Annotated in this window: 25 protein-coding genes and 1 riboswitch; of the genes, 9 read left to right on the forward strand and 16 right to left on the reverse strand. The window is 70.4% G+C overall.

Annotated elements, in window-relative coordinates:
* Positions 1–6: 6 nt before the first annotated feature.
* The 6 genes from HJG44_RS11410 to coxB all read right to left on the reverse strand — a co-directional run bounded on the left by HJG44_RS11410 (position 7) and on the right by coxB (position 5,299).
* A complete protein-coding gene (locus HJG44_RS11410; RefSeq protein WP_171218492.1) occupies positions 7–864 on the reverse strand; it encodes a cytochrome c oxidase subunit 3 in 858 nt (285 codons plus the stop codon).
* 89 nt (positions 865–953) lie between these two features.
* The gene (locus HJG44_RS11415) at positions 954–1,562 is read right to left on the reverse strand and encodes a cytochrome c oxidase assembly protein (protein ID WP_171218493.1); all 609 of its coding nucleotides are present in this window, start codon (positions 1,560–1,562) and stop codon (positions 954–956) included.
* A gap of 7 nt (positions 1,563–1,569) precedes the next feature.
* A complete protein-coding gene (locus tag HJG44_RS11420) occupies positions 1,570–1,734 on the reverse strand; it encodes a hypothetical protein (protein ID WP_171218494.1) in 165 nt (54 codons plus the stop codon).
* Complete coding sequence (locus HJG44_RS11425; RefSeq protein WP_171218495.1) at positions 1,734–2,699, reverse strand: heme o synthase; 966 nt, start codon at positions 2,697–2,699, stop codon at positions 1,734–1,736. The genes HJG44_RS11420 and HJG44_RS11425 overlap by 1 nt, the downstream gene beginning before the upstream one ends.
* 111 nt (positions 2,700–2,810) lie before the next feature.
* Positions 2,811–4,427, reverse strand: coding sequence for a cytochrome c oxidase subunit I (gene ctaD / locus HJG44_RS11430; protein ID WP_171218496.1), 1,617 nt, complete (start codon positions 4,425–4,427; stop codon positions 2,811–2,813).
* A 23-nt stretch (positions 4,428–4,450) separates the two neighbouring features.
* Positions 4,451–5,299 carry a cytochrome c oxidase subunit II gene (coxB, locus tag HJG44_RS11435; RefSeq protein WP_171218497.1) on the reverse strand — a complete coding sequence of 283 codons (849 nt, stop codon included), beginning with the start codon at positions 5,297–5,299 and terminating at the stop codon, positions 4,451–4,453.
* Between the two features lie 275 nt (positions 5,300–5,574).
* Here coxB and HJG44_RS11440 point away from each other — a divergent pair, with 275 nt between their 5' ends.
* The gene (locus HJG44_RS11440) at positions 5,575–6,090 is read left to right on the forward strand and encodes an invasion associated locus B family protein (RefSeq protein WP_171218498.1); all 516 of its coding nucleotides are present in this window, start codon (positions 5,575–5,577) and stop codon (positions 6,088–6,090) included.
* Between the two features lie 8 nt (positions 6,091–6,098).
* A complete protein-coding gene (locus HJG44_RS11445; protein ID WP_171218499.1) occupies positions 6,099–6,707 on the forward strand; it encodes a hypothetical protein in 609 nt (202 codons plus the stop codon).
* A gap of 12 nt (positions 6,708–6,719) precedes the next feature.
* Here HJG44_RS11445 and HJG44_RS11450 read toward each other — a convergent pair whose 3' ends face one another.
* Positions 6,720–7,469: a DsbA family protein gene (locus tag HJG44_RS11450; protein ID WP_246736187.1), complete on the reverse strand. Its 750-nt coding sequence runs from the start codon at positions 7,467–7,469 to the stop codon at positions 6,720–6,722.
* 59 nt (positions 7,470–7,528) lie between these two features.
* A riboswitch (glycine riboswitch) is annotated at positions 7,529–7,629 on the forward strand.
* 160 nt (positions 7,630–7,789) lie between these two features.
* Between HJG44_RS11450 and gcvT the strand changes: the two genes are divergently transcribed.
* From gcvT to gcvPB, 6 genes are all read left to right on the forward strand, one after another.
* Positions 7,790–8,929, forward strand: coding sequence for a glycine cleavage system aminomethyltransferase GcvT (gene gcvT / locus HJG44_RS11455; protein WP_171218500.1), 1,140 nt, complete (start codon positions 7,790–7,792; stop codon positions 8,927–8,929).
* 9 nt (positions 8,930–8,938) lie between these two features.
* Positions 8,939–9,313 carry a glycine cleavage system protein GcvH gene (gcvH, locus tag HJG44_RS11460; RefSeq protein WP_171218501.1) on the forward strand — a complete coding sequence of 125 codons (375 nt, stop codon included), beginning with the start codon at positions 8,939–8,941 and terminating at the stop codon, positions 9,311–9,313.
* Positions 9,314–9,324: 11 nt separating this feature from the next.
* Positions 9,325–9,813 carry an OsmC family protein gene (locus tag HJG44_RS11465; RefSeq protein WP_171218502.1) on the forward strand — a complete coding sequence of 163 codons (489 nt, stop codon included), beginning with the start codon at positions 9,325–9,327 and terminating at the stop codon, positions 9,811–9,813.
* Positions 9,813–11,153, forward strand: coding sequence for an aminomethyl-transferring glycine dehydrogenase subunit GcvPA (gene gcvPA / locus HJG44_RS11470; protein WP_171218503.1), 1,341 nt, complete (start codon positions 9,813–9,815; stop codon positions 11,151–11,153). The genes HJG44_RS11465 and gcvPA overlap by 1 nt, the downstream gene beginning before the upstream one ends.
* A gap of 36 nt (positions 11,154–11,189) precedes the next feature.
* The gene (locus HJG44_RS11475; RefSeq protein ID WP_171218504.1) at positions 11,190–11,429 is read left to right on the forward strand and encodes a hypothetical protein; all 240 of its coding nucleotides are present in this window, start codon (positions 11,190–11,192) and stop codon (positions 11,427–11,429) included.
* A gap of 82 nt (positions 11,430–11,511) precedes the next feature.
* The gene (gene gcvPB, locus HJG44_RS11480; protein WP_171218505.1) at positions 11,512–13,152 is read left to right on the forward strand and encodes an aminomethyl-transferring glycine dehydrogenase subunit GcvPB; all 1,641 of its coding nucleotides are present in this window, start codon (positions 11,512–11,514) and stop codon (positions 13,150–13,152) included.
* Positions 13,153–13,233: 81 nt separating this feature from the next.
* On the opposite strand, the gene HJG44_RS11485 is transcribed toward gcvPB, so the two are convergent.
* The 9 genes from HJG44_RS11485 to HJG44_RS11525 all read right to left on the reverse strand — a co-directional run bounded on the left by HJG44_RS11485 (position 13,234) and on the right by HJG44_RS11525 (position 21,599).
* Complete coding sequence (locus HJG44_RS11485; RefSeq protein WP_171218506.1) at positions 13,234–13,722, reverse strand: F0F1 ATP synthase subunit B family protein; 489 nt, start codon at positions 13,720–13,722, stop codon at positions 13,234–13,236.
* A gap of 9 nt (positions 13,723–13,731) precedes the next feature.
* A complete protein-coding gene (locus HJG44_RS11490) occupies positions 13,732–14,277 on the reverse strand; it encodes a F0F1 ATP synthase subunit B family protein (RefSeq protein ID WP_171218507.1) in 546 nt (181 codons plus the stop codon).
* Positions 14,278–14,358: 81 nt separating this feature from the next.
* Complete coding sequence (locus HJG44_RS11495; RefSeq protein ID WP_009764739.1) at positions 14,359–14,583, reverse strand: F0F1 ATP synthase subunit C; 225 nt, start codon at positions 14,581–14,583, stop codon at positions 14,359–14,361.
* Between the two features lie 64 nt (positions 14,584–14,647).
* Entirely contained in the window at positions 14,648–15,373 is a 726-nt protein-coding gene (locus tag HJG44_RS11500; protein WP_171218508.1) for a F0F1 ATP synthase subunit A, read from the reverse strand.
* A 52-nt stretch (positions 15,374–15,425) separates the two neighbouring features.
* Positions 15,426–15,794 (reverse strand): AtpZ/AtpI family protein, encoded by a 369-nt coding sequence (locus HJG44_RS11505; RefSeq protein WP_171218509.1) that lies wholly within the window; start codon positions 15,792–15,794, stop codon positions 15,426–15,428.
* Between the two features lie 241 nt (positions 15,795–16,035).
* Entirely contained in the window at positions 16,036–19,488 is a 3,453-nt protein-coding gene (locus tag HJG44_RS11510; protein ID WP_171218510.1) for a chromosome segregation SMC family protein, read from the reverse strand.
* A gap of 48 nt (positions 19,489–19,536) precedes the next feature.
* Entirely contained in the window at positions 19,537–20,175 is a 639-nt protein-coding gene (locus HJG44_RS11515; protein WP_171218511.1) for a DsbA family protein, read from the reverse strand.
* A gap of 31 nt (positions 20,176–20,206) precedes the next feature.
* Positions 20,207–20,725, reverse strand: a complete 519-nt coding sequence (locus HJG44_RS11520) for a DUF721 domain-containing protein (protein WP_171218512.1) — start codon at positions 20,723–20,725, stop codon at positions 20,207–20,209.
* Between the two features lie 52 nt (positions 20,726–20,777).
* Complete coding sequence (locus HJG44_RS11525) at positions 20,778–21,599, reverse strand: formyltransferase family protein (RefSeq protein ID WP_171218513.1); 822 nt, start codon at positions 21,597–21,599, stop codon at positions 20,778–20,780.
* Between the two features lie 57 nt (positions 21,600–21,656).
* Between HJG44_RS11525 and HJG44_RS11530 the strand changes: the two genes are divergently transcribed.
* Positions 21,657–22,736 carry an A/G-specific adenine glycosylase gene (locus HJG44_RS11530; RefSeq protein WP_171218514.1) on the forward strand — a complete coding sequence of 360 codons (1,080 nt, stop codon included), beginning with the start codon at positions 21,657–21,659 and terminating at the stop codon, positions 22,734–22,736.
* Positions 22,737–22,819: the final 83 nt, after the last annotated feature.

The following is a 22,819-nucleotide window of genomic DNA, read 5'->3' on the forward strand; positions in this document are numbered from 1 at the left end:
CGGTTGTCAGTGGCCGCCGCCGCTGGGACCGGCGCCCCAGACGTAGATCGCGGCGAACAGGAACAGCCAGACCACGTCGACGAAGTGCCAGTACCAGGCGGCGAACTCGAACCCGAGATGCTGCTCGGGCGTGAACTGGTCCTTGTAGGCGCGCCACAGGCACACGGCGAGGAAGATCGTCCCGATGACGACGTGGAAGCCGTGGAAGCCGGTCGCCATGAAGAAGGTGGCGCCGTAGATGTGGCCGGAGAAGCCGAAGGCGGCGTGGCTGTACTCGTAGGCCTGGCAGATCGTGAACAGGACGCCGAGGCCCACCGTGAGCGCAAGGCCCTGCAGCACGCCCTTCTTGTCGCCTTCCAGCAGGGCATGGTGCGCCCAGGTCACGGTGGTGCCGGAGGTGAGCAGGATGAGCGTGTTGAGGAGCGGCAGGTGCCAGGGGTCGAAGGTCTCGATCCCCTTCGGCGGCCAGCCTCCGAGGAGCTCGGCGCGCGCATATTGGTTCGGCTCCGTCGCGTAGAGGGCGGCGTCGAAATAGGCCCAGAACCATGCGACGAAGAACATCACCTCCGAGGCGATGAACATGATCATGCCGTAGCGGTGATGGAGCTGCACGACGCGCGTGTGCCTGTGCTCCGGCCCCGCCTCGCGGATCACGTCGCTCCACCAGGAGACCATCGTGTAGATGACGCCGAGCAGGCCTGCGCCGAAGACGTAGGGGCCGAGCTTGAGGCCGGCGACCGGCAGGCCCTTCATGGTGAAGACGAGCCCGACCATCATCACGAAGGCGCTGATCGAGCCGACGAGCGGCCAGGGGCTCGGATCGACCAGGTGATAATCGTGTTTGATCTCGGCGGTCTGGGCCATTGCCGGCTTGTCTCCGTTCGCTCCGCCCTCGTTACGACGCGGGCTCTGATCTTGTCACGTCCCCAGGGCGCCGGGCAGCGCGCCGGGGGTCAAAGTTTCGGCTTCGCACCGCCCTGGTCGGCGGAGGCCAGCGGCTGCCCGTTGCGCGATGCGAAATAGGTGTAGGACAGCGTGACGGAGCTCATGTCGTCGAGGTTGCGGTCCTTCGCGATCCCCGGATCGACGTAGAAGACGACGGGGAAGTCCATCGTCTCGCCCGGCTGGAGCGTCTGCTCGTCGAAGCAGAAGCATTTCAGCTTCACGAAATGGGCGCCGAGCTGGGCGGGTTGGACGTTGTAGGTCGCGACTCCCGTGGAGGCGCGCTGTCCCTCGTTCTTCACCTTGAAGAACACCGTGCGGGTCTCGCCGAGCCGCGCCTCGACCTGCGGGATCTCGGGCCTGAAGCTCCAGCCGAGGCCCGGCGCGACATTGGTGTCGAAGCGTACCGTCATGCGCCGGTTCAGCGTCTCGGTCGGCGCCTCGGTGCCGACGAGCGGCGTCCCGTCGAAGCCGGTGACACGGCAGAAGAGGTCGTAAAGCGGCACCGCGGCGAAGGCTGCGCCGACCATCGCGACGGCGAGGCCGAGGCAGGCGAGCCCGGTATTCCGGATCCCGCGCGCGATGCGCTTCTCGCGTTCTTCCCTTTCCTGCGGGCTCATGCCGGCCTCACAGCGGACGATTCAGGACTTGCGGCCCGAGCTTGGCGATCGTGACCACGTAGAACAGGAGCACCATGAAGCCGAGCGCGAGCGCGATGGCGACCGAGCGCGCCCGCCTGCGCTTCTGGTCCGCCTCCGAAAGCTGCGGCGGCCGGGGCGCGGGGCTGCCCATCACGCGAGCCCGGGCACCGGCCGGAACAGGCCGAGGCCGTGCTCGGCGAGCAGTGCCGCGAACAGGAGGAACAGGTACAGGACCGAGAAGCCGAAGAGCTGCATGGCAGCGCGCGCCGCCTGGTCGCCGGTCCGGACACGGTAGACCTGCGCGGCGAGCGCGATCATGCCGAGGCCCGACAGGGCGCTCACGGCCGCATAGACGAGCCCGCCGAAGCCGAGCCAGACCGGAAGGAGCCCGAAGGGGACGAGGACGAGCGTATAGGCGAGGATCTGCGTGCGGGTGGCGTCGGGCCCGCGCACGTTCGGCATCATGGGGATGCCCGCCTTGGCGTAGTCGCCGGACTTGACGAGCGCCAGCGCCCAGAAATGCGGCGGCGTCCACAGGAAGATCAGCGCGCAGAGGACGAGGCTCGGCAGCCCGACGCTGCCCGAGACCGCCGCATCCGCCACGACCGGGGGGAGGGCGCCCGCGAGCCCGCCGATGACGATGTTCTGGTCCGTCCAGCGCTTCAGGCCCATCGAATAGACGACGACGTAGAAGGCGATGGTGAAGGCGAGGAGCGCCGCCGCGAGCCAGTTCGCGATCAGGCCGAGCGCGAGGACCGAGCCGACCGAGAGCGCGGTCCCGAAGGAGAGCGCCTCGTCGGGCGTGATCCGGCCGGCCGGGATCGGCCGCGTCCGGGTGCGGGACATCACCGCGTCGATATCGGCATCCCACCACATGTTGAGGCAGCCGGATGCGCCCGCCCCGACCGCGATCATCAGGAGCGAGGCTGCGGCGATCACCGGGTTCGCGGCGGCATGCGAAACCAGCATCCCGACCAGCGCCGTGAAGATCACGAGCGACATCACCCGCGGCTTGAGCAACGCGACGAAGTCGCGGACCTCGCCGTTCGAGACGGCGGCGCCGGCGTCGAAGGCGGGCCCGGCCTGGGCTGAGATCGTGTCGGTGGCGCTCGTCATGGTGAGTTCCAGCCCGTCATCCCGGGGCGCCGGAGGCGGACCCGGATCCCACGGACAACTCGGGCCGTCGGCCGTGGGGTCCCCGGGCGGCGGCCCGGGGATGACGGAGGATCAGTGATGGTCCGTGTCGGCGATCCGCGGGAGGGTCTCGAACTGGTGGAAGGGTGGCGGGGACGAGAGCGTCCATTCCAGCGTCGTGGCGCCCGGACCCCAGGGATTGGCCGCCGCGCGCTCGCCGGACGTGTAGGCCCGCCACACGCCGTAGAGGAACACGAACAGCCCGACGAAGAAGATGTAGGACCCGAAGGAGGCGATGCGGTTCCAGTCGCCGAGCGCGTCCGGGTAATCGGCATAGCGCCGCGGCATGCCGGCGAGCCCGAGGAAGTGCATCGGGAAGAACAGGATGTTGGCGCCGACGAAGGAGATCCAGAAGTGGATGATGCCGATCCGTTCCGGGATGATCCGGCCCGTCATCTTCGGGAACCAGTAATAGACGCCGCCGAAGATCATGAACACGGCGCCGAGCGACAGCACATAGTGGAAATGGGCCACCACGTAATAGGTGTCGTGCATGTAGCGGTCGACGCCGGCATTGGCGAGGACGACGCCGGTCACGCCGCCCACCGTGAACAGGAAGATGAAGCCGATCGCCCAGTGCATGGCGGCCGAGAAGCGGATCGAGCCGCCCCACATGGTCGCGATCCAGGAGAAGATCTTCACGCCGGTCGGCACCGCGATGACCATGGTCGCGAAGACGAAATAGGCCTGCGTCTGCAGCGAGAGGCCGACCGTGTACATGTGGTGCGCCCACACGACGAAGCCGACGACGCCGATCGCCACCATCGCATAGGCCATCCCGAGATAGCCGAAGATCGGCTTCTTCGAGAAGGTCGAGACGATGTGGGACACGATGCCGAAGGCCGGCAGGATCATGATGTACACTTCGGGGTGGCCGAAGAACCAGAACAGGTGCTGGTAGAGGATCGGGTCGCCGCCGCCCGCCGGGTCGAAGAAGGTCGTCCCGAAGTTGCGGTCGGTGAGCAGCATGGTGATCGCGCCGGCCAGGACCGGCAGCGCCAGGAGCAGCAGGAAGGCGGTCACCAGCATCGACCAGGCGAAGAGCGGCATCTTGTGCAGCGTCATGCCCGGGGCACGCATGTTCAGGATGGTGGTGATGAAGTTGATCGCGCCCAGGATCGAGGCCGCACCCGCGAGGTGCAGCGCGAAGATGCCGAAATCGAGCGCGGGGCCCGGATGGCCCGAGGTCGAGAGCGGCGGATAGACCGTCCAGCCGCCGCCGAAGCCGGTCGAGCCCGGCGCGCCCTCGAAGAAGAGCGACAGGAGCAGCAGGCAGAAGGCCGAGACCGTCAGCCAGAACGAGATGTTGTTCATGCGCGGGAACGCCATGTCGGGCGCCCCGATCATCAGCGGCACGAACCAGTTGCCGAACCCGCCGATGAGCGCCGGCATGACCAGGAAGAACACCATGATCAGGCCGTGGCCGGTCACGAAGACGTTGAAGGTCTGCGGATTGGAGAAGATCTGCAGCCCGGGCTCCTGCAGCTCCATGCGCATGGCGATCGACAGCAGGCCGCCGATTATGCCCGCCGAGAACGAGAACAGCAGGTAGAGCGTGCCGATGTCCTTGTGGTTGGTGGAGTACATCCACCGCCGCCACCCGGTCGGGGTGTGATGGTCGGCGTGGTCGGCGTGGGTCGCGTGAGCCATGGCGGAAATCTTCGTCGTCTGAATCAGCGGGACGCGTCGGCGAGCTTGGCGTCGTCTGCCGCGGTCGAGGCGAATTTCTGCTTCGCCTGGGCCAGCCAGGCCGCGTATTCGGCCTCGCTCACCGCCCGGATCGTGATCGGCATGTAGGCGTGGCGCTGGCCGCAGAGCTCGCGGCACTGGCCGTAATAGACGCCTTCGCGCTCGATCTTGAACCACATCTCGTTCAGGCGGCCCGGGACCGCGTCCAGGGTGAAGCCGAGCGAGGGCACCCCCCAGGAATGGATCACGTCGGCCGAAGTGGTCTGCAGCCGCACGACCTTGTTCACGGGCAGCACGACCTCGTTGTCGGTCGCGAGCAGGCGGGGCTGGCCGGGCTTCAGGTCGGCGGCCTCGATCAGATTCGCGTCGAACTGGAACCCGCCGCCCTGGTCGGCCGGATATTCGTAGGACCAGTACCAGGAATGGCCGGTGGTCTTGAGGGTGATATCGGCGTTCGGGATGATCAGCTGGTTGCGCAGGAGCCTGAAGGACGGGATCGCGATCAGGAGCAGGATGAGGACGGGCACGACCGTCCAGGCGATCTCGATGGCCGTGTTGTGGCTCGTCTTGGAGGGCGTCGGGTTGGCCCGCTCGTTGAACCGGACGACGACCACGACGAGGAGCGCCAGCACGAAGAGGACGATCGCCGTGATGATCCACATCAGCTCGGTATGGAAGTCGTGCATCTCCCGCGCGACGGCCGTGACCGGCTGCTGCATGGCAACCTGCCACTCTTCGGGCTGGCCGATCCCGGCCGCGAGAGCCGCTCCCGCGCAGCCCGTCAACCCCGCCGCGATCAGGCCCGATGCCGCGCCGCGTAGCCGATTTGCCATCCCCACCTCGTCCAGGACTCCGAGGCCGCCCGTATCTGCGTCGGCAAGAGCCGCGACGCGAACCCGGCGGCGGGCACATCCGCGCCCCAATTACAATCCGTCTAAGAACACATCCCCCCGGCCGACGCAACGCCGCCAAGCTGGGCAATTCGTGCGTCATTTGTGCCCCCGCGGCGCGGGATAACGGAGGCGGCCGGCGACCTTGACAGGCGCACCTCCACCATGGTCCGAGTTCGGCCAATCGCGGGCTGCGGCGAGCCTGCGCGGAACACGCAATGGCATCATCTGCAAAGCTCGCGGGGCTCGGCCTCTGCTTCGCCCTGCTTCTCGGAGCGGCGGTCGCCCCGGCCCCGGCCTCGGCGCAGGGCGTGGTGAAGAACACCTTCGGCGACTGGCAGCTCCGCTGCGAGACGCCGGCGGGAGCCAAGGCGGAGCAATGCGCGCTGGTCCAGAACGTCGCGGCGGAGGACCGGCCGAACGTCACCCTGCTCGTCATCATGCTGAAGACCGCGGACGCAAAGAGCCGTCTGCTGCGCGTCGTGGCCCCCCTGGGGGTCCTCCTGCCGGCGGGTCTCGGCCTCAAGATCGACCAGACCGATGTCGGCCGGGCGGGATTCGTGCGCTGCCTGACCACGGGCTGTGTCGCCGAGGTGGTCCTCGAAGACAACCTCCTGAACCAGCTCAAGAGCGGCAAGACGGCGACCTTCATCGTCTTCCAGACGCCGGAGGAAGGCGTCGGGATTCCCGTGTCGCTCGAGGGCTTTGGACCCGGTTTCGACGCTCTTCCTTGAGGTCAGGAATGCCGTCTTCTCCCCTTCGCCGCGCCGGCACGGTCGCCTGCGCGCTGCTTCCGCTCGCCTTGGCCGGGTGCGGCTCCACCTCGTCCGGCTCGGGCGAAGGCGGGAGCACGCTCCAGAACTTCCTGCTCTATGGCGGCGCGACCGTGCCGCCTGCCCAGGCCACGCCTCCCCTGGAGGTGACCGATTGCCCGCCCGTGACCGTGATGGATGGCGGCGCCGCGATCCGGGCCGTTTCCGGCGGCGGCGAGACGGCCGCCGTGCGCAACCAGATCTCCATCGCCAATGTCGCGCGCGAATGCATCGGCCGGGAGGACGGCGCGATCGTCATGAAGGTCGGCGTGCAGGTCAGGGCGCTCCTCGGACCGGGCGGCTCGGGCGGCCGCCTCGACGCCCCGGTGAACTTCGTCATCAAGCGCGGCGACCAGGTGATCGTCAGCCGCTCCCGCCGCGTCGCGATCTCGATCCCGGCCGGCCAGTACGAGCAGAGCGTGGCGGTCGTGGAGGACAACATGGTCGTGCCGCCCGGGACGGGAGAGTTCGACGTGGAGGTCGGGCTGGGCTCCATGGGCCGCGGGGCGGCCCCCCGAGGGCGCCGCGGCCGGAGCTGATGACGTCCGGTCTCAGCAGCTGATGGTGCCGCATCGCCGCGTATCGGCGACGATGCGCGCGAGCGTCCTCGGGCCGGGATAGCCGAGCACGGCCGCCCCGCCGATCACGTAGGAAGGGGTGGCGATGAGCCCGAGCGAGGCGGCGAGCCGCATCTGCCGCCCGAGCATCGCTTTCACGTCCGGACCGTCGGCCACGCGCTCCACCTCCGCGCGATCCGCGCCGAACCTCGCGGCCAAGTCCAGCGCGCGGGGGCCGTCGATCCGGCCCGGGGTGGCGAAGAGGGCGTCGGTCAGCTTGTGCGCCGTTGTCGCGCCCTTCAGCTTCAGCAGCGCGAGCTCCACCTTGGCGGCCTGAGCCGACATCGGCGACAGGATCGGGTTGTTGACCAGCCCGATGCGCAGATCGCGGTTGTCCCGCAGGAGAACGTTCACCTGCTCGTACGCGCTCCGGCACCAGGGGCAGTTGTAGTCGTAGAACTCCACGAGCTTGATGGCGGCGCTCGCCGGCCCGCCCCAGATCGCGCCGGGAAGATCCTCGATCTCCTCCGCGAGCTCCACCGGGACGCGCAGATTCGGGACCGGCTGTCCGTCGTCGCCCGTGACCGCGAACCACTGGTTCGCGGCGCTCTCGGCAAGGGCGCGCCCTCCTGCCGCCGCACCGAATGCCGAGGCGGCAGCCAGGCCGAGCAGGCGCCGGCGATCGATCATTCCCGTCTCCATTCCGTCCGTCTCGGCCGCGAGTTGGGCGGGGGCAAGGCACATTCGGCCCTCCGGTCCGCGTTGACACCCTGCACCGCCGCTCCTTAAGCTTCCCTGGTCGATGATCCCCCGCGGGAGAGTTCGAATCGGCCGCAAGGCCGGTTCGACGCCGAAGGCGCAACCGCCCCGGAAACGCTCAGGCCCGAAGGACCGCGTGGGAGCTGGCGCTCTGGAAAGCGGCTGCGCCGGAAGGCGCCGCCCACCGACGGAGTAACCCGAGGGCGGCGCGCCCAGGGGAATCTCTCAGGTCCTTGGACAGAGGGGGCAATCGCCGGTCCGCAGCCGCGGGCTCGAGATTGCGTGTCCGGATCCGAGGGGCCTGCGTGAGCGACGACATCCGACCGGACGAGCTGCTGGAGACGCCGCTTGCGCGTCTGCACCGCGACGCGGGCGCCCGCATGGTTCCCTTCGCGGGCTACGCCATGCCCGTGCAGTACCCGACGGGCATCATCGCCGAGCATGTCTGGACGCGCGAGCATGCGGGCCTCTTCGACGTCTCGCATATGGGCCAGGCGCGACTCGTCGGGCCGGACCACGCCTCCGTGGCGGCGGCGCTCGAGTCTCTCGTGCCGGCCGATATCGCCGGGCTCGCCTTCGGGCAGCAGCGCTACACGCAGCTCCTCAACGAGGAGGGCGGCATCCTCGACGATCTGATGGTCGCCCGCCCGGCCCGCGGTGCGGGCGGCGGCGAGCTGATCCTCGTAGTCAATGCCTCGACCAAGGAGGCCGATTACCGTCACATCGCGGCCCATCTGCCGGAGGAGGTGGAACTCCGCCGCGAGGACGATCGGGCGCTCCTCGCCTTGCAGGGGCCGGAAGCGGCCGGGGTGCTCGGCGCGATCGCGCCGGAGGCGGCCGCGCTCGCCTTCATGACCGGCGCGCCCCTCGATCTCGCGGGAATCCCGGCCTATGCCAGCCGGTCCGGCTATACGGGCGAGGACGGGTTCGAGATCTCGGTCCCAGCGCAGCGCGCGGAGGAGCTCTGGGCGCTGCTCGCCCGCTCGCCGGCCGTGAAGCCCGTCGGGCTCGGCGCCCGTGATTCGCTCAGGCTCGAGGCCGGCCTTCCGCTCTATGGCCATGACATCAACCAGGAGACCTCGCCGGTCGAGGCCGGGCTCGCCTGGTCCATCCAGCGGCGCCGGCGCGAGGAAGGCGGCTTTCCAGGCCATATCCGCATCGCCGAGGAGATCGCGCAGGGGCCGCTGCGGCGCCGCGTCGGCATCCGGGTCGAAGGCCGCGCGCCGGCCCGCGAACATGCCGAGATCCTGGACCTTTCGGGCGAGCTCATCGGCAAGGTGACCTCCGGCGGCTTCGGCCCGACCGTCGGCGGACCGGTCGCCATGGGCTATGTCGTTCCCGAGTTCGCCGTCCCCGGCACGCGCGTCGCGGTCATGGTTCGTGACAGGCGCGTCCCGGCCGAGATCGTGAAGCTTCCCTTCGTCCCCCACCGCTACCGCCGCTGAGGTTCTGCCATGACGATCCGCTACACGCGCGACCACGAATACATCAGCGTCGAGGGCGATACGGGGACGATCGGCATCACCGACTACGCCCAGGCGCAGCTCGGGGACGTCGTCTTCGTCGAGCTGCCGGAGGTCGGAAAGACGCTGGCCAAGGGCCAGGAGGCGGCCGTGGTCGAGAGCGTCAAGGCCGCGAGCGAGGTCTTTGCCCCGGTCTCCGGCGAGGTCGTGGCCGTCAATGGCGAGCTGGAGAGCGCCCCCGGCACCGTGAACGAGGACGCGGCGGGCCGCGGTTGGTTCGTGAAGCTCAGGCTGAAGGATCCGGCCGAGCTCGACGGCCTGATGACCGAGGCGCAATACGCCGAATACGTCTCGTCGATCAGCTGAGGTCCGGGCTGATGGCGCACGAATACCGGGCGGTTGTCGACTGGCGACGCGACGGCGCCGTCTTCACGGACGGGAAATACGGCCGTTCCCACCGCTGGATCTTCGACGGCGGTGTGGAGGTGCCGGCCTCCTCCGCGCCGAGCTCCGTCCCGCTGCCTCTTTCGCGCGCCGATGCGGTGGATCCGGAGGAGGCGCTCTGCGCCGCCGTCTCGAGCTGCCACATGCTCTTCTTCCTCGCCTTCGCCGCGAAGGAAGGCTTCGTCGTCGACAGCTACCGCGACGAGGCGGTCGCCACGATGAGCCGGAACGCGCGTGCCAAGCTCTACGTCTCGAAGGTCGGGCTGAACCCGCTCGTCGCGTTCTCCGGCGAGAGGCAGCCGAGCCAGGCCGAGATCGCCAAGCTCCACCATCAAGCCCATGCCGAGTGCTACATCGCGAACTCGATCCTCGCCGAGGTGACGGTGGCGGGCCTCGCCCATGCGGAAGCCGAGCCTGCCTGATGCGCTATCTGCCCCTGACACCTGCCGATCGAGAGGCGATGCTGGCCCGCATCGGCGTGCCCGACATCGACGCCCTCTTCGCCGACATCCCGGCCGAGAGGCGTGTCACCGCGCCGCCTGATCTCCCGCGCCACAAGGGCGAACTGGAAGTCGAGCGCATCCTATCCCGCATGGCGGCCCGCAACGTGCCGGCCTCCGCAGTACCCTTCTTCGTCGGCGCCGGCGCCTACAAGCACCACGTGCCGGCGACCGTCGACCACCTGATCCAACGCTCGGAATTCCTGACCAGCTACACGCCCTACCAGCCCGAGATCGCGCAGGGCACGCTGCAATACCTGTTCGAGTTCCAGACGCAGGTCGCCGCGCTTACCGGCATGGAGGTGGCCAATGCTTCCATGTATGACGGCTCAACGGGCACGGCTGAGGCGGTGCTGATGGCGCACCGGGTCACGCGTCGCCGCAAGGCGGTGCTCTCGGGCGGGCTGCATCCGCACTACGCCGAGGTGGTCCGCACGGTCTCCGGCATGGCGGGGGACGAGGTCGTCTCGCTGCCGCCGGATGTGAGCGCGACCGAGGACATTCTGGCCGCCATCGACAGCGGCGTGTCCTGCGTCGTCGTCCAGAGCCCGGACGTTTTCGGCAACCTGCGCGACTTGCGGCCGGTCGCCGAGGCGGCGCATGCCAAGGGCGCGCTGCTGATCGCGGTCTTCACGGAGGCCGTCTCGCTCGGCCTCGTCGAATCGCCCGGCGTGATGGGGGCGGACATCGTCGTCGGCGAGGGGCAGTCGATCGGGAACGCGCTCTCCTTCGGGGGGCCCTATGTCGGGCTCTTTGCGACGCGGCAGAAATACGTCCGGCAGATGCCGGGCCGGCTCTGCGGGGAAACCGTCGATGCGGAGGGCCGGCGCGGCTTCGTGCTGACACTCTCGACCCGCGAGCAGCATATCCGGCGCGATAAGGCGACCTCGAATATCTGCACGAATTCAGGGCTTTGCTGCCTTGCCTTCACGATCCACATGACGCTGCTCGGGGAGGCGGGACTGAGGCGTCTCGCCCGCGCGAACCACGCCGCTGCGGTGAAGCTCGCGGACCTGCTGGCCGCGGTGCCGGGCCTGGAGGTGCTGAACGGGAACTTCTTCAACGAGTTCACGGTCCGGCTGCCCAAACCGGCGGCTGGCGTCGTCGAGACCCTGGCCGGGCGAGGAGTGCTGGCCGGCGTCCCGGTCTCCCGGCTGCTGCCCGGCCGGGAACTCGACGACCTCCTGCTCGTAGCCTCGACGGAGGTGAACAGGGACGATGACCGGGCCGCGCTGGTCCAGGCCCTGCGGGATGTGCTTTGATGGCGGCGCTCTCAATCGGACGGGATTTCCACTCATATGGCCGACGATCCGTCAGATCTGACCCTCGAACTGCTCCGGCAGATCCGGGCCGAGCTCGGAGCGTTCCGGTCGGACGTAGAACGCCGCTTCGAGCTGGTGAACCATCGCTTCGAAAAGCTGGAAACGGACATGCTCGAGGTGAAGCGCACCCTCCGCGGCATGACCTACATGATGGCTACCTTCACGGGCCGGCTCGAGGACGTGGAGACGCGAGTCAATCACATCGCGCCGCGCTGAGCGCCGGATCCGCATTCGCTAAAGGTATCTGGCAGAGGCGGCGAGGCGAACACGTCGCGCTCGCCGATTCGGATTGTGGATCATGCTGAACCGCCAGGGCCGCCCCACCTCGATCACCCCGCTCGCCGACGAGCCCGCCGTCGCGGGCGCAGCGGGAAGCGAGCGCCCGCCCGCCAGCGCCGCCGGGCCCGCGGCCGCTGCTCCCGGCACGCGCCGGACCTTCACGGGGAACCGCGCCCTCGCCCAGGAGGAGCCGCTCCTGTTTGAGATCGGCCGGCCGGAAGTCACCGGCGTTGACATCGAGGAGCCGGAACCCTTCGAACTCCGCCTCGGCGGGTTGGAACGCAAAGCGCCGATCGGCCTGCCCGGCCTCTCCGAGCCGGAGACGATGCGGCACTTCGTGCGGCTCAGCCAGGCGAATTACGGCATCGATACGGGGCTGTTTCCGCTCGGCTCATGCACGATGAAGCACAATGCGCGGCTGAACGAGCGGATGGCGCGGCTGCCGGGCTTTGCCGACATCCACCCGCTCCAGCCCGTCTCGACCGTGCAGGGCGCACTCGAGCTGATGAGCGAGCTCGCGCGCTATCTGACCACGCTCACCGGCATGCCGGCGGTCGCGCTCCAGCCGAAGGCGGGCGCGCATGGCGAGCTCCTCGGCATGATGGCCATCAAGGCCGCGATCGCAGCGAGGGGAGAGGGAGAGACGCGCACCACCGTGCTCGTGCCCGATTCGGCTCATGGCACGAACCCGGCCACCGCGGCGCTCCTCGGCTTCAAGGTGAAGCCCGTGCCCGCGCGCGAGGACGGCTGGGTGCATCTCGCCGACGTGAAGCCGCTGCTCGGGCCGGATGTCGCGGCCATCATGCTGACGAATCCGAATACCTGCGGGCTGTTCGAGCCGCGCGCGGCCGAGATCGCCGAGGTGATCCACGCGGCCGGGGGCTACTTCTATTGCGACGGCGCCAACTTCAACGCGATCGTCGGCAAGGCGCGGCCGGGCGATCTCGGCGTCGACGCCATGCACATCAACCTGCACAAGACCTTTTCCACCCCCCACGGCGGAGGGGGCCCGGGCGCCGGTCCGGTGGTCCTGTCCGAGCGGCTCGCCGCCTTCGCGCCGGTGCCGTTCGTGCGGCGTGAGGGCGACGGCTTCCGGCTGGTCGAGGACGCCGGGAGCCCCGACGCGGTCGGCCGCATCACGGCCTTCCACGGGCAGATGGGGATGTTCGTGCGTGCGCTCGCCTACATGCTGTCGCACGGCTCCGACGGGATGCGGCAGGCCTCCGAGGATGCGGTGCTGAACGCCAACTACGTTCGCGCCTGCCTCTCCGACCTGATGTCGCTGCCGTTCGGCGACAAGCCCTGCATGCACGAGGTGCTGTTCGACGATTCCTGGCTTAAGGAGACGGGCGTCACCACCCTCGATTTCGCCAAGGCGATGATCGACGAGGGCTACCATCCGATGACGATGTATTTCCCGCTCGTCGTGCACGGGGCGATGCTGGTCGAGCCGACCGAGTCCGAATCTAAGGCCTCGCTCGACCTCTTCGTCGCGACCCTGCGCGATCTTGCCATGGCCGCCAGGCGCGGCGAGGCGGAGCGGTTCACCGGCGCGCCCTATCTCGCCCCGCGACGCCGCCTCGACGAGACGCGCGCGGCACGCCAGCCGGTGCTGCGCTGGACGCCACCCGCGCCGATCCCGGCCCAGCAGGCGGAATAGGCCCCGGGAAAAGATAAGGCCGGCTCCTGAGGCCGGCCTTGATTGTTCCGAGATGCAGGCGAGGCGATGCGCCTCGGGCGCTCACGAATGCAGCTTGCCCCGGACCTCGGAGAGGCTGCGGACGAGCAGGTCCTCGCCGGCGCCGCCACGCATCTGCTCACTCAGCACGGCTTCGGAGATGCGGACAGCAGCCTCGGCGGCGGCGGCCCGGACCTGCTGGGCCGCGCTCGCCTCCGCCTGCGCGATCTTCGCTTCCGCGGCTGCCGTCCGGCGGCGGACGAACTCGGCCATGCGCTCCTGCGTCTCGCGGGCAACGCGCTCGGCATCCTCGCGGGCGGCGTTCACGATATCCTGCGCCTCGCGCTCGGCTTCCTCGCGCCGGCGCTTGTACTCGGCGAGCAACGCGTCGGCCTCGGCGCGCAGGCGCTGCGCCTCCTCAAGCTCCGCTCGCACCCGCCGGCCGCGGCTGTCGAGGCCTTCGGCGATCTGCCGGAACGCACCCATGCGCCAGGCCAGCGCCATGAAGATGACGAAGGCGACGCCGACCCAGAACGTGGCATTGCTGAACATCGTCGGACCTCAGCTCCGGGCGACGCGGTCGTAGGCGGATTCGATGGCGGCGCTGTCCGGCGCGCGGCCGGTCAGCCGCTCGACGATGGCGCTCGCCGCCTCCGTCGCGACCTCGCGCACATTCGCCATGGCGCTCTCGGTCCGGGCCTGGATCACCGCCTCGGCCTGGGCGAGCTTCTGGGCGAGGTCGGCCTCCAGCGCTTTGCGGCGCACCTCGCTCTCGGTGGCAAGCGCCGTGCGGGTCTCCTGCGCGATGGCCTGCGCCTTGGCGCGGGCTTCCGCGAGCGCCTGCTCGTAGGCGCGCCCGGCCTCCTCGGCGCGGGAGCGCATCTCGGCGGCCTGTTCGAGATCCGTCGCGATGCGGCGGCGGCGGTCGCCGATGATGCCGGAGAGGCGCGGAACGATGATCCGCGCCATCATGAAGTAGAGGAACCCGAAGGTCAGTGCGAGCCAGACGAGCTGGCCCGGATAGGTCGCCGTGTTGAACGGCGGGAACTCGCCGCTTCCATGGGCGGCCTCGTGCACCGTTCCCGCGGTTGTGCCTGTCTGGGCCATCTGGCTTGAGCTGCCTCTACTCGAAAATGAGGACGCCGCGGCGAGGCGGCGTCCGGTACCCGCCCTGAACCGGTCCCGGCGTCAGGTGAAGAGGAGAACCAGGGCGACGACGAGGCAGAAGATCCCGAGACCTTCGGCCAGGGCAGCGCCGATGAACGCCCGGGCGAACTGCCCGTCGGCGGCCGAGGGATTGCGGAGCGCGCCGGACAGGAAGTTGCCGAAGATGTTGCCGACGCCCATCGCGGCGAGGCCCATCCCGATGCAGGCGAGGCCGGCACCGAGGAACTTGAAGGCGACTGGATCCATGGAAAACTCCGTTGAGCGTAGGCTCGGTCAGGGCGGTGAAGGAAACCGGCTTCGGGTCGGGACCCTAGTGGCCGGGGTGGATTGCATCGTTGAGGTAGATGCAGGTGAGAACGGTGAAGACGTAGGCCTGGAGTCCCGCGACCAGGAACTCCAGCGCCGTGAGCGCGACGGCCATGAGCAGCGGCAGCGGCGCAAGCACCGCGAGCGCTCCGGCCCCGCCCAGCGCCACCACGAAGCCGCCGAACACCTTGAGCGCGATATGGCCCGCCAGCATGTTGGCGAAGAGACGGAGGCTGAGGCTGATCGGGCGCGAGATGAAGGAGATGATCTCGATGACCACGATGAAGGGCAGGAGCCAGACGGGAACGCCCGACGGGACGAAGAGCCCGAGGAAATGCGTGCCGTGCCGCATCAGGCCGTAGACGATGACGGTCCCGATCACGAGCGCGGCGAGCGCGAAGGTGACGATGATGTGGCTCGTGACCGTGAAGAAGCCCGGGATCAGCCCGACCAGGTTCAGGGTCAGCACGAACATGAACAGCGAGAAGACGAACGGGAAGAACTTCATCCCGTCGCGTCCGGCGGCATCCGTCAGGGTGCCGGCCACGAAATCGTGCAGGATCTCGGCGCCGGCCTGGAAGCGGTCCGGCACCACGGAGCGGTTGCGCGTGGCGTAGAGCAGCCCCCCGACGATCAGGGCGACCCCGCCCACCATGAACAGCGACGAATTGGTGAAGCCAAGAGCGGGGATGATGGGCTTAATTTCGAATTGCTCGATCGGGCTCGCCATGGTCCGTCGCTACTCTCGCACCTCAAGGCTGTCGCGGCCGCCGGGCCGCGCCTCATCGTCCGTTCGGCCTGACAGGCTTCACCGCACCGGTTGCCCGGAGCAGGTTCAGCATGCCGGCAGCGAAACCCAGGATCAGGCAGACGATAAGGCCCCACGGCGCGGTTCCGACCAAACGGTCGACCAGCCAGCCGAGAATGCCGCCCGCCAAGACCCCGGCTACAAACTCTGCCGAAAGCCGAAAAGCAAGACCTATCGCGGAGGATTGTCCCGATTGCTGTCCGCCGGGGCTGCTGCCATGCTCCGCGGATGGCCGCTTCGCATCGAGCTGTGCCCCGAGACGCTCGAGCCTCCCGGACAGATCCCCGTCGGCGGCTGAACCGGACGTCTCATCGCGCCCGTCCCGCGCGCCGTTGCCGCTCATCGTGGCGAAACTCGCGAAAGCAGAAGCGGAGCGGCCGGACACCCCCCGAGGTCGGCGTGCACCATAGTGGCGGGTCCAAGGGGTGTCAAGAATGTGGCCGCATGTCCTAAGTATCTGAAAACGATTATGAATTTATCTCCTGTCTGATGCGGTGGCCGGGGCGGGTTGCCGCGGGCCGGCTGCCGGCACAATCGGCCGGACGGCCGCTGGACGCGTTGGTCTAGCTGGTGCCGCGCGCTCGTCAGCTCGCCTCGCGAAGCTGCTCGGCGACCCCGAGATCGACCGAGACGAGCTGTGAGACGCCGCGCTCGGCCATCGTCACCCCGAAGAGCCGGTCCATCCTGGCCATCGTGATCGGGTTATGCGTGATGACGAGGAATCGCGTCTCGGTCTCGCTCGCCATCTCGCGCAGGAGGTCACAATAGCGCTCGACATTGGCGTCGTCGAGTGGCGCGTCGACCTCGTCCAGCACGCAGATGGGCGAGGGATTTGTCAGGAACACCGCGAAGATGAGGGCGGTTGCGGTGAGCGCCTGCTCGCCCCCGGAGAGCAGCGAGAGCGAGGCCGGCTTCTTGCCGGGCGGGCGCGCGAGGATCTCGAGGCCCGCTTCCAGCGGATCGTCCGAATCGATCAGCGTCAGTTCGGCCTCGCCCCCGCCGAAGAGCCTCGTGAAGAGCCGGCCGAAATGGGCATTGACGGTGCCGAAGGCCGCGACGAGCCGCTCGCGGCCTTCGCGGTTGAGGGTCCCGATCGCGCCGCGCAGGCGCCGGATCGCTTCGACGAGGTCGTCGCGCTCCGCCGCGAGCTGGCTGCGCTTCCCCTCCGTCTCGGCGAGTTCCTCCTCGGCCCGCAGGTTGATGCCGCCAAGCCGCTCGCGGTCGGCCTTTAGCGTGGCGAGGCGGGCCTCGACAGCCGGCAGGTCGGCCCCGGCATCGCCCTCCGCGAGCTCGGCGAGCTGCATGAGCCCCGCCGGATCCATCTCGAAGGCCTCCACGATGAGCCGGGTCAGCTCGGCGAGGCGGGCGGCCGCGGCCTGAGCCCGCACCTCGGAAGCGGCGCGGCGCTCGCGGGCGGCGGAGAGGGTATCGAGCGCGGCCCGTGCTGCGCGGTCGGCCTCTGCGAGCGAGGTCTCCGCCCGTGCGAGCCGGTCCGCCGCCTCGCTGCGGCGCGCCTCCGCGGCCTGGATCTCTGAAGTGAGCGCGCGGCGCCGCATCAGGAACGTGTCGGGCGCGGAGGCGAGTTCGGCATGCTCCGCCTGTGAGGAGGAGAGCCGCCCGGCAAGCTCGGTTGCGGCATGGCCGGCGCGCTCGGCCCGCTCCGTCCAGAGCTTGATGTCGGCCGCAAGCGCGGTGCGACGCTTCGCCGTGAGCTCCGCCTCGCGCGTCAGTGCGCCAAGCGCCGCCCGCGCATCCGCCGCCGCGGCGCGCGCCTCTGCGGCCGCGGCGCGCGCCTCCAGCAACCGCGTCTCGGCCTCTCGGGACTCGGGCAGCGCGGCGAGCCGGGCCTCGGCCTCAGCGAACTGGGCCGCCGCCTCCTCGACCGCCGCATCGATCCGCGCCAGAGCCTCGTCGAGCGCCGAACGGCGCGCGGCTGCCTCCAGGTCGCGCTTCTCGGCCCGGGCGAGCGCGTCGCGCGCCGCATCGAAGCCCGCCCGGGCGCGCCGGGCGCGGTCGAGCGCGGCGGCTTCCCCGGCGACGAGCTCCTGCAAGCGCGCGCTCGCCGCCGCGAGTTCAACCTTCTGCGCATCCGCGGCCGCGCGCGCCGTCTGGGCGGACCGCTCCAGGTCCGCAAGCCGGTTCTTCTCGGCGAGCCGGCGCGCGGCCGCCGAGGGCGCTTCCGCCGCGGCCGTGAGCCCGTCCCAGCGCCAGAGATCGCCCTCCGGTGAGACGAGCCGCTGGCCAGGCCGCAGCCAGGGCGCGAGCCGGGCTCCGTCCTCGCGGGCCACGATGCCGATCTGTCGCAGCCGTCGCGCCATCGCGGCGGGGGCCGATACCCGGGCGGCGAGCGCCGGCACACCGTCCGGCAGGTCGGGATCCCCCGCCCCATCGCCACTCTCGGTCCAATGGACCGGGGCGGCCGGATCCGGCGAGGCTTCGAGATCGTCGCCGAGCGCGGCCGCGAGCGCGGTCTCGAAACCCGGCTCGGCCGTCACGCGGTCGAGGAGCGAAGGCCAGCGGCCCGAGCTCGGCGCGAAGAGCTTCGCGAGCGTGCGCAGCTCGGTCTCGACCCGGCCGGCGCTGCGATCGGCCTCGTTGGCGGCGGCGCGGCGCCGCGCCTCCTCCTCGCGCGCTGGCGCCAGCCCGGCCCGGGCGGAGGCCGCGGCCTCCTCGGCCTCGCGGAGCGCGGCTTCAGCGCCTGCGAGCGCCGCCCGGAGATCGTCGAGCGAGGGGCCGTCGGGACCTGAGCCGAGCCGCGCGAGGTCGCGCTCGACCTCCTCGCGCTGCCGCGCCGCGCGCGCCGCGCGGTCGAGCCCATCCCGGCGCGCCGCCTCCAGCGCCTGGCGCCGCGCCGTGAGATCGGCGGCTTCGGCCTGCGCTGCGGCGAGGCGCGCCTCCGCCTCGGCCAGCATTGCCTCGGCTTCGGCCTGGCGCGCCGCCAGCGCCTCGCGCCGGCTCCCGGCATCCTCCGCCGCGCGGGCGATCTCGGCCGCCTCCGCGCCGAGTCGGGCGATCGTCGCCGCCGCATCGTGCTGCACGCCTGCCTGCCGGGCGATATCCGCCTCGATCTCGCGGATGCGGCGCTCCAGATCGGCGAGCTTCTCCTTGGCGCGGCGTTCCTCGTGCTCGAGCTCATGGCGTGCGCCGGAGAGGCGGCGGAGGGCGGCGGCGGCCGCGGCCTCGGCCTCGCGGAGCGGCTGCAGCTCGTGCGCGGCGACTGCCTGCCGCTTCGCGGCCTCTGCCTGCGTCGCGGTCGCCTCCGCGACGGCGTTCAGGTCCGCGCGGGCCTCGGCCTCGGCCGCGAGCGCGTCGCGCTCGGCGCTCCGCCAGGCGACCGCCTGCAGCCGCGCCTCGAGCCGGCGGATCTCGGCCGAGAGCGTCCGGTAGCGCTGCGCCTGCCGGCCTTGGCGGCGCAGACCCTCGGCCTGGGCGTCGATCTCGCGCAGCACGTCCTCGACGCGCAGGAGGTTCTCGTCGGCGTGTTTGAGCCGCAGCTCGGCCTCGTGCCGGCGCGCATGGAGGCCGGCGATCCCGGCCGCATCCTCCAGGATGCGGCGGCGCGCCTGCGGCTTGGCGTTGATCAGCTCGCTGATCTGTCCCTGGCGGACGAGCGCGGGCGAGCGGGCGCCGCTTGCGGCGTCGGCGAAAAGGAGCTGGACGTCCCGCGCCCGCACCTCGCGGCCGTTGACATGGTAGCTCGATCCCTGCTCGCGCTCGATCCGGCGCGAGACCTCCAGGGCATCGGTGTCGTTGAAGGCGGCGGGCGCGGCGCGATCGGTGTTGTCGATCGCCAGCAGCACCTCGGCCGTGTTGCGGGCGGCGCGAGTGCCGGACCCGGCGAAGATCACGTCGTCCATCCCCGCCGCCCGCATGTTCTTGTGCGAGCTCTCGCCCATGACCCAGCGCAGGGCCTCGACGAGGTTGGACTTGCCGCAGCCGTTGGGCCCGACGACCCCCGTCAAGCCCGGCTCGATCAGGACCTCCGTCGGCTCGACGAAGGTCTTGAAGCCGACGATGCGGAGCCGCGTCAGCTTCATGGTGAGGCGAGGCTCCGCCGCCCGGCCCGTGGGCCGGTGCGCGGGAGATCAGGCGCCGAGGATCGGCTTGATGATCTTCTCGAGCTCGTCAATCGAGGCTGCGCCCTTGATGCGCTGGCCGTTCACGAAGAAGGTCGGCGTCGAATCCACCTTGAACTTGTCCGCCGCCCGGTTCCTCACCGCATTCACCGCGTCATACAGCTTCTGGTCGCGCAAGGTCGTCTCGAACTTTTCCTGTGAAAAGCCGGCCTGGCGCATCGTCTGCGCGAGCGCGTCGAGCGGCTTGCTCGCAAACGCCCAGCTCTGCTGCGTCTCGAACAGCATGTCGGTGATCGGGTAGTATCGCGCGCTCCCATCCGCGCGGGCCAGCATGAAACCGGCGGTCGCAAGCGGATCGAGCGGGAACTCGCGCAGCGTGAACCGCACCTGCCCGCCCTCCAGGTACCGCTTCTTCAGCTCCGGATAGGTCGTCTTGTGGAAATGGGCGCAATGCGAGCAGGTCAGCGAGGCGTATTCGATGACCGTGACCTTCGCGTCCTCCGGCCCCTGCCACACGTCGCCGAGAGGACCCGGCACCGCGAGCTCGGCGGCGGGAACGTCCTGCGCCGATGCCGGGACGGAGCGCAGCAGGGCGGCCGCGCCGAGGGCAGAACCGAGCGTGCCCAGCGCCTCGCGCCGTGACAGCATGTGAGATCTCCAGATTCGGGAACGGGATATATCAGGACGAATGTGGCACGGGCGGGCTCCCGGTGCCACCGCGGTAGCGACGCTCCGCCGCAAGCACCGCCGAGCCGAGCCGCTCGAGGGCGCCGCGCAGGCCCTCGTCCGCCACCTCGCTGGCTGCTTCGACCGCCCGGGCGCGCTCGGCCGGGCCCGGCTCCGGGAGCGGCTCCGGGCGGGCGGGGCGCACCACCGGGCCCTGTTTCAGCACGAGCCGGCCGACGCAGCGCCAGCCGTAGAAGGCATTCACCCGCTCGATGATCACGGGCGCCAGATGCTGCAGCTCGAGCGCGAAGGCGCTCTCGACGCGCACGACGAGAGTGGACGGATCGGCCGGCGCGTCGGGGTTCGCGCGGCGCGGCCACTCGACCTTGACCGGCTGCGAATAGGCCGCGAGCCGCTCGCCGACGATCTCGGGCCAGGACACGACGACGTCCGTACCCGAAAAGCCCTGCTTCGCGACTGTCGGCGCGAGGCAGGTCTCCAGGAACTCGGCAAGGGGGGCGGCGCGCTTCATGGGGAATGCCGGATGAGGGGAGAGGGTGGCGGCTCCGTGGCCGGGCCGCAAGTCAGGCACGCAGCCGCAGCGCCGCCGCGAGGTCGCGCCAGCCCGCCGCGCGCCGGCCCTTCGCAGCCAGCCGACGCATCTCGGCAGAGGTCGGGAAGCCCCGATAGGGGAGGGTGGGAAGCGGCGTTTCGGCCGCGCCTCCGGCCGCGACGGTCGCCAGCACCCGCTCCAGCTCGGGGAGCGCCGCCTCGTGCAGGCGCGCGGCCGCTTCTAGAGCGGTCAGGCCCGGCTCGTCCGGCATCGGTACCTGCGCGAGCAGGGCGCCGGCGTCGATCCTCGGCGCGAGCCGGTGGATGGAGACGCCGAGCTCGACCGGGTCGTCGAGGAGCGCGTGGATCGTCGGCACTGGGCCGCGATGCTTCGGGAGGAGGCCGGGATGCACGTTGATCCCCCCCGCGGCCACGCTGCCGATGGTCTCCGCCCGGAGAATCTGGTCGAAGTGGAAGGTCAGAATCAGCTCGGCGCCGCTCTCGGCGAGGCGTGTCCGGAAGGCGGGAGCGTTCACGTCCGGCACGTCGGCGACGGGGACGCCGAGCTCGCGGCAGAGACGCGGGATCGGGGTGCGGTCCACCTCGCCGGGGCGGGTGCGCGGGAGGATGGCTCCCGCGATCCGGGGGGCCGAGAAATTGAGGAACAGGTAGGGAATGATCCGCGGTCCCGAATGGCCGAGCCGCTTCAGGGTCTGCCCGAGCGCGCCGCCCGCCTCGCGCCGGAACGGATCGGAGAGGCCGACGAGCGCCAGGCGTCCGGGATCGGCCGCGATGAAGCGGCGCACCGCGCGGGAGGCGGCCACTCCCTCCAGGGTGAGGAGCGCGATCCGCATCAGCCCGCTCCGGCCCGGAGGCGCGCGCCCATGAGGGCCGTGCATGCGAAGCGGCGGATGGCTGAAGCTCCCGTGGCGGCCCGTTCCGACCCCGCTCCGGTCCTAGCCGCGGCGGGCCGGGAGGCCAAGCCGAGCGCGGCCGATCTGCTCGCTTGGTACGACCGGCACCGGCGTGACCTGCCCTGGCGCGCGCGGCCCGGCGAGACGGCAGAGCCGTACCGGGTCTGGCTGTCCGAGATCATGCTGCAGCAGACGACGATCGCGGCGGTGCGGCCCTACTTCGCGGCCTTCCTCGACCGTTTCCCGACCGTCGAGGCGCTCGCCTCCGCTTCGAGCGAGGCGGTGATGAGCGCCTGGGCCGGGCTCGGCTATTATTCGCGCGCCCGTAACCTCCATGCCTGCGCCCGGGCCGTGGTCGCGCAGCATGGCGGGCGCTTCCCGGATACGGAGGAGGGGCTGCGCGCCTTGCCGGGAATCGGGCCCTACACGGCGGCCGCGATCGCGGCGATCGCCTTCGGGCGCCCCGCGGCGGCCGTCGACGGCAATGTCGAGCGCGTCGTGTCGCGGCTCCATCGGGTGGAGGGCGATTTCGCGCAGGCGCTGATGGATCTCGGCGCGACCATCTGCACGCCGAAGCGGCCCGCCTGCGCGCTCTGCCCCTGGCTCGGGCCATGCCGGGCGAGACAGGCCGGCCTGCAGGAGAACTATCCCGTTAAGGCGCCCAAGCGGGAGGGGCTGCTCCGGCGCGGGGCGGCCTTCGTGGCCGTGAAGCCCGACGGTGCCATCCTCCTGCGCACCCGCCCGCCGAAGGGACTGCTTGGCGGGATGGCCGAGGTGCCGACGAGCGAGTGGCGCGGCGACTACGATTCCGCGAAGGCGGTCCTGGACGCGCCGTTCGAGGCGCGCTGGCGGCGCGCCCCGGGAGTCGTGCGCCACGTCTTCACGCATTTCCCGTTGGAGCTCGCGGTGCTGGTCGGGCGCGCGGCGGCCGACGCGCCGGCCCCGGAGGGCATGCGCTGGACCTCCCGCGCCGGCCTTGCGGACGAGCCCCTGCCCAACCTGATGAAGAAGGTACTCGCGCTCGCTCTCGGCGAAGCCCTGCCGGAGCGGCCCAAGGCGGCGCGCCGGAGAGGTTGAGCGGCGTCCCGCGCCTGAACGCCGAGGAAGCCGCGCGCTCGGCGGTCACTTCTTAAGGCTCCGGCAACCATCCGGGGCGACAC

Source organism: Enterovirga aerilata, from assembly GCF_013044135.1.
Classification (GTDB): domain Bacteria; phylum Pseudomonadota; class Alphaproteobacteria; order Rhizobiales; family Beijerinckiaceae; genus Enterovirga; species Enterovirga aerilata.

Excerpts from the sequence above, each read along its gene's own strand:
- ctaD (WP_171218496.1), bottom strand. The coding sequence starts at position 4,427 with ATGGCTCACGCGACCCACGCCGACCACGCCGACCATCACACCCCGACC.
- HJG44_RS11515 (WP_171218511.1), bottom strand. The coding sequence starts at position 20,175 with ATGCTGTCACGGCGCGAGGCGCTGGGCACGCTCGGTTCTGCCCTCGGC.
- HJG44_RS11440 (WP_171218498.1), top strand. The coding sequence starts at position 5,575 with ATGGCATCATCTGCAAAGCTCGCGGGGCTCGGCCTCTGCTTCGCCCTG.
- HJG44_RS11485 (WP_171218506.1), bottom strand. The coding sequence starts at position 13,722 with ATGTTCAGCAATGCCACGTTCTGGGTCGGCGTCGCCTTCGTCATCTTC.
- HJG44_RS11525 (WP_171218513.1), bottom strand. The coding sequence starts at position 21,599 with ATGCGGATCGCGCTCCTCACCCTGGAGGGAGTGGCCGCCTCCCGCGCG.
- HJG44_RS11420 (WP_171218494.1), bottom strand. The coding sequence starts at position 1,734 with ATGGGCAGCCCCGCGCCCCGGCCGCCGCAGCTTTCGGAGGCGGACCAG.
- HJG44_RS11415 (WP_171218493.1), bottom strand. The coding sequence starts at position 1,562 with ATGAGCCCGCAGGAAAGGGAAGAACGCGAGAAGCGCATCGCGCGCGGG.
- HJG44_RS11410 (WP_171218492.1), bottom strand. The coding sequence starts at position 864 with ATGGCCCAGACCGCCGAGATCAAACACGATTATCACCTGGTCGATCCG.
- gcvH (WP_171218501.1), top strand. The coding sequence starts at position 8,939 with ATGACGATCCGCTACACGCGCGACCACGAATACATCAGCGTCGAGGGC.
- gcvPB (WP_171218505.1), top strand. The coding sequence starts at position 11,512 with ATGCTGAACCGCCAGGGCCGCCCCACCTCGATCACCCCGCTCGCCGAC.
- HJG44_RS11520 (WP_171218512.1), bottom strand. The coding sequence starts at position 20,725 with ATGAAGCGCGCCGCCCCCCTTGCCGAGTTCCTGGAGACCTGCCTCGCG.
- HJG44_RS11530 (WP_171218514.1), top strand. The coding sequence starts at position 21,657 with ATGGCTGAAGCTCCCGTGGCGGCCCGTTCCGACCCCGCTCCGGTCCTA.
- coxB (WP_171218497.1), bottom strand. The coding sequence starts at position 5,299 with ATGGCAAATCGGCTACGCGGCGCGGCATCGGGCCTGATCGCGGCGGGG.
- HJG44_RS11425 (WP_171218495.1), bottom strand. The coding sequence starts at position 2,699 with ATGACGAGCGCCACCGACACGATCTCAGCCCAGGCCGGGCCCGCCTTC.
- HJG44_RS11465 (WP_171218502.1), top strand. The coding sequence starts at position 9,325 with ATGGCGCACGAATACCGGGCGGTTGTCGACTGGCGACGCGACGGCGCC.
- HJG44_RS11510 (WP_171218510.1), bottom strand. The coding sequence starts at position 19,488 with ATGAAGCTGACGCGGCTCCGCATCGTCGGCTTCAAGACCTTCGTCGAG.
- HJG44_RS11445 (WP_171218499.1), top strand. The coding sequence starts at position 6,099 with ATGCCGTCTTCTCCCCTTCGCCGCGCCGGCACGGTCGCCTGCGCGCTG.
- HJG44_RS11475 (WP_171218504.1), top strand. The coding sequence starts at position 11,190 with ATGGCCGACGATCCGTCAGATCTGACCCTCGAACTGCTCCGGCAGATC.
- HJG44_RS11490 (WP_171218507.1), bottom strand. The coding sequence starts at position 14,277 with ATGGCCCAGACAGGCACAACCGCGGGAACGGTGCACGAGGCCGCCCAT.
- HJG44_RS11505 (WP_171218509.1), bottom strand. The coding sequence starts at position 15,794 with ATGAGCGGCAACGGCGCGCGGGACGGGCGCGATGAGACGTCCGGTTCA.
- HJG44_RS11500 (WP_171218508.1), bottom strand. The coding sequence starts at position 15,373 with ATGGCGAGCCCGATCGAGCAATTCGAAATTAAGCCCATCATCCCCGCT.
- gcvPA (WP_171218503.1), top strand. The coding sequence starts at position 9,813 with ATGCGCTATCTGCCCCTGACACCTGCCGATCGAGAGGCGATGCTGGCC.
- HJG44_RS11495 (WP_009764739.1), bottom strand. The coding sequence starts at position 14,583 with ATGGATCCAGTCGCCTTCAAGTTCCTCGGTGCCGGCCTCGCCTGCATC.
- HJG44_RS11450 (WP_246736187.1), bottom strand. The coding sequence starts at position 7,469 with ATGTGCCTTGCCCCCGCCCAACTCGCGGCCGAGACGGACGGAATGGAG.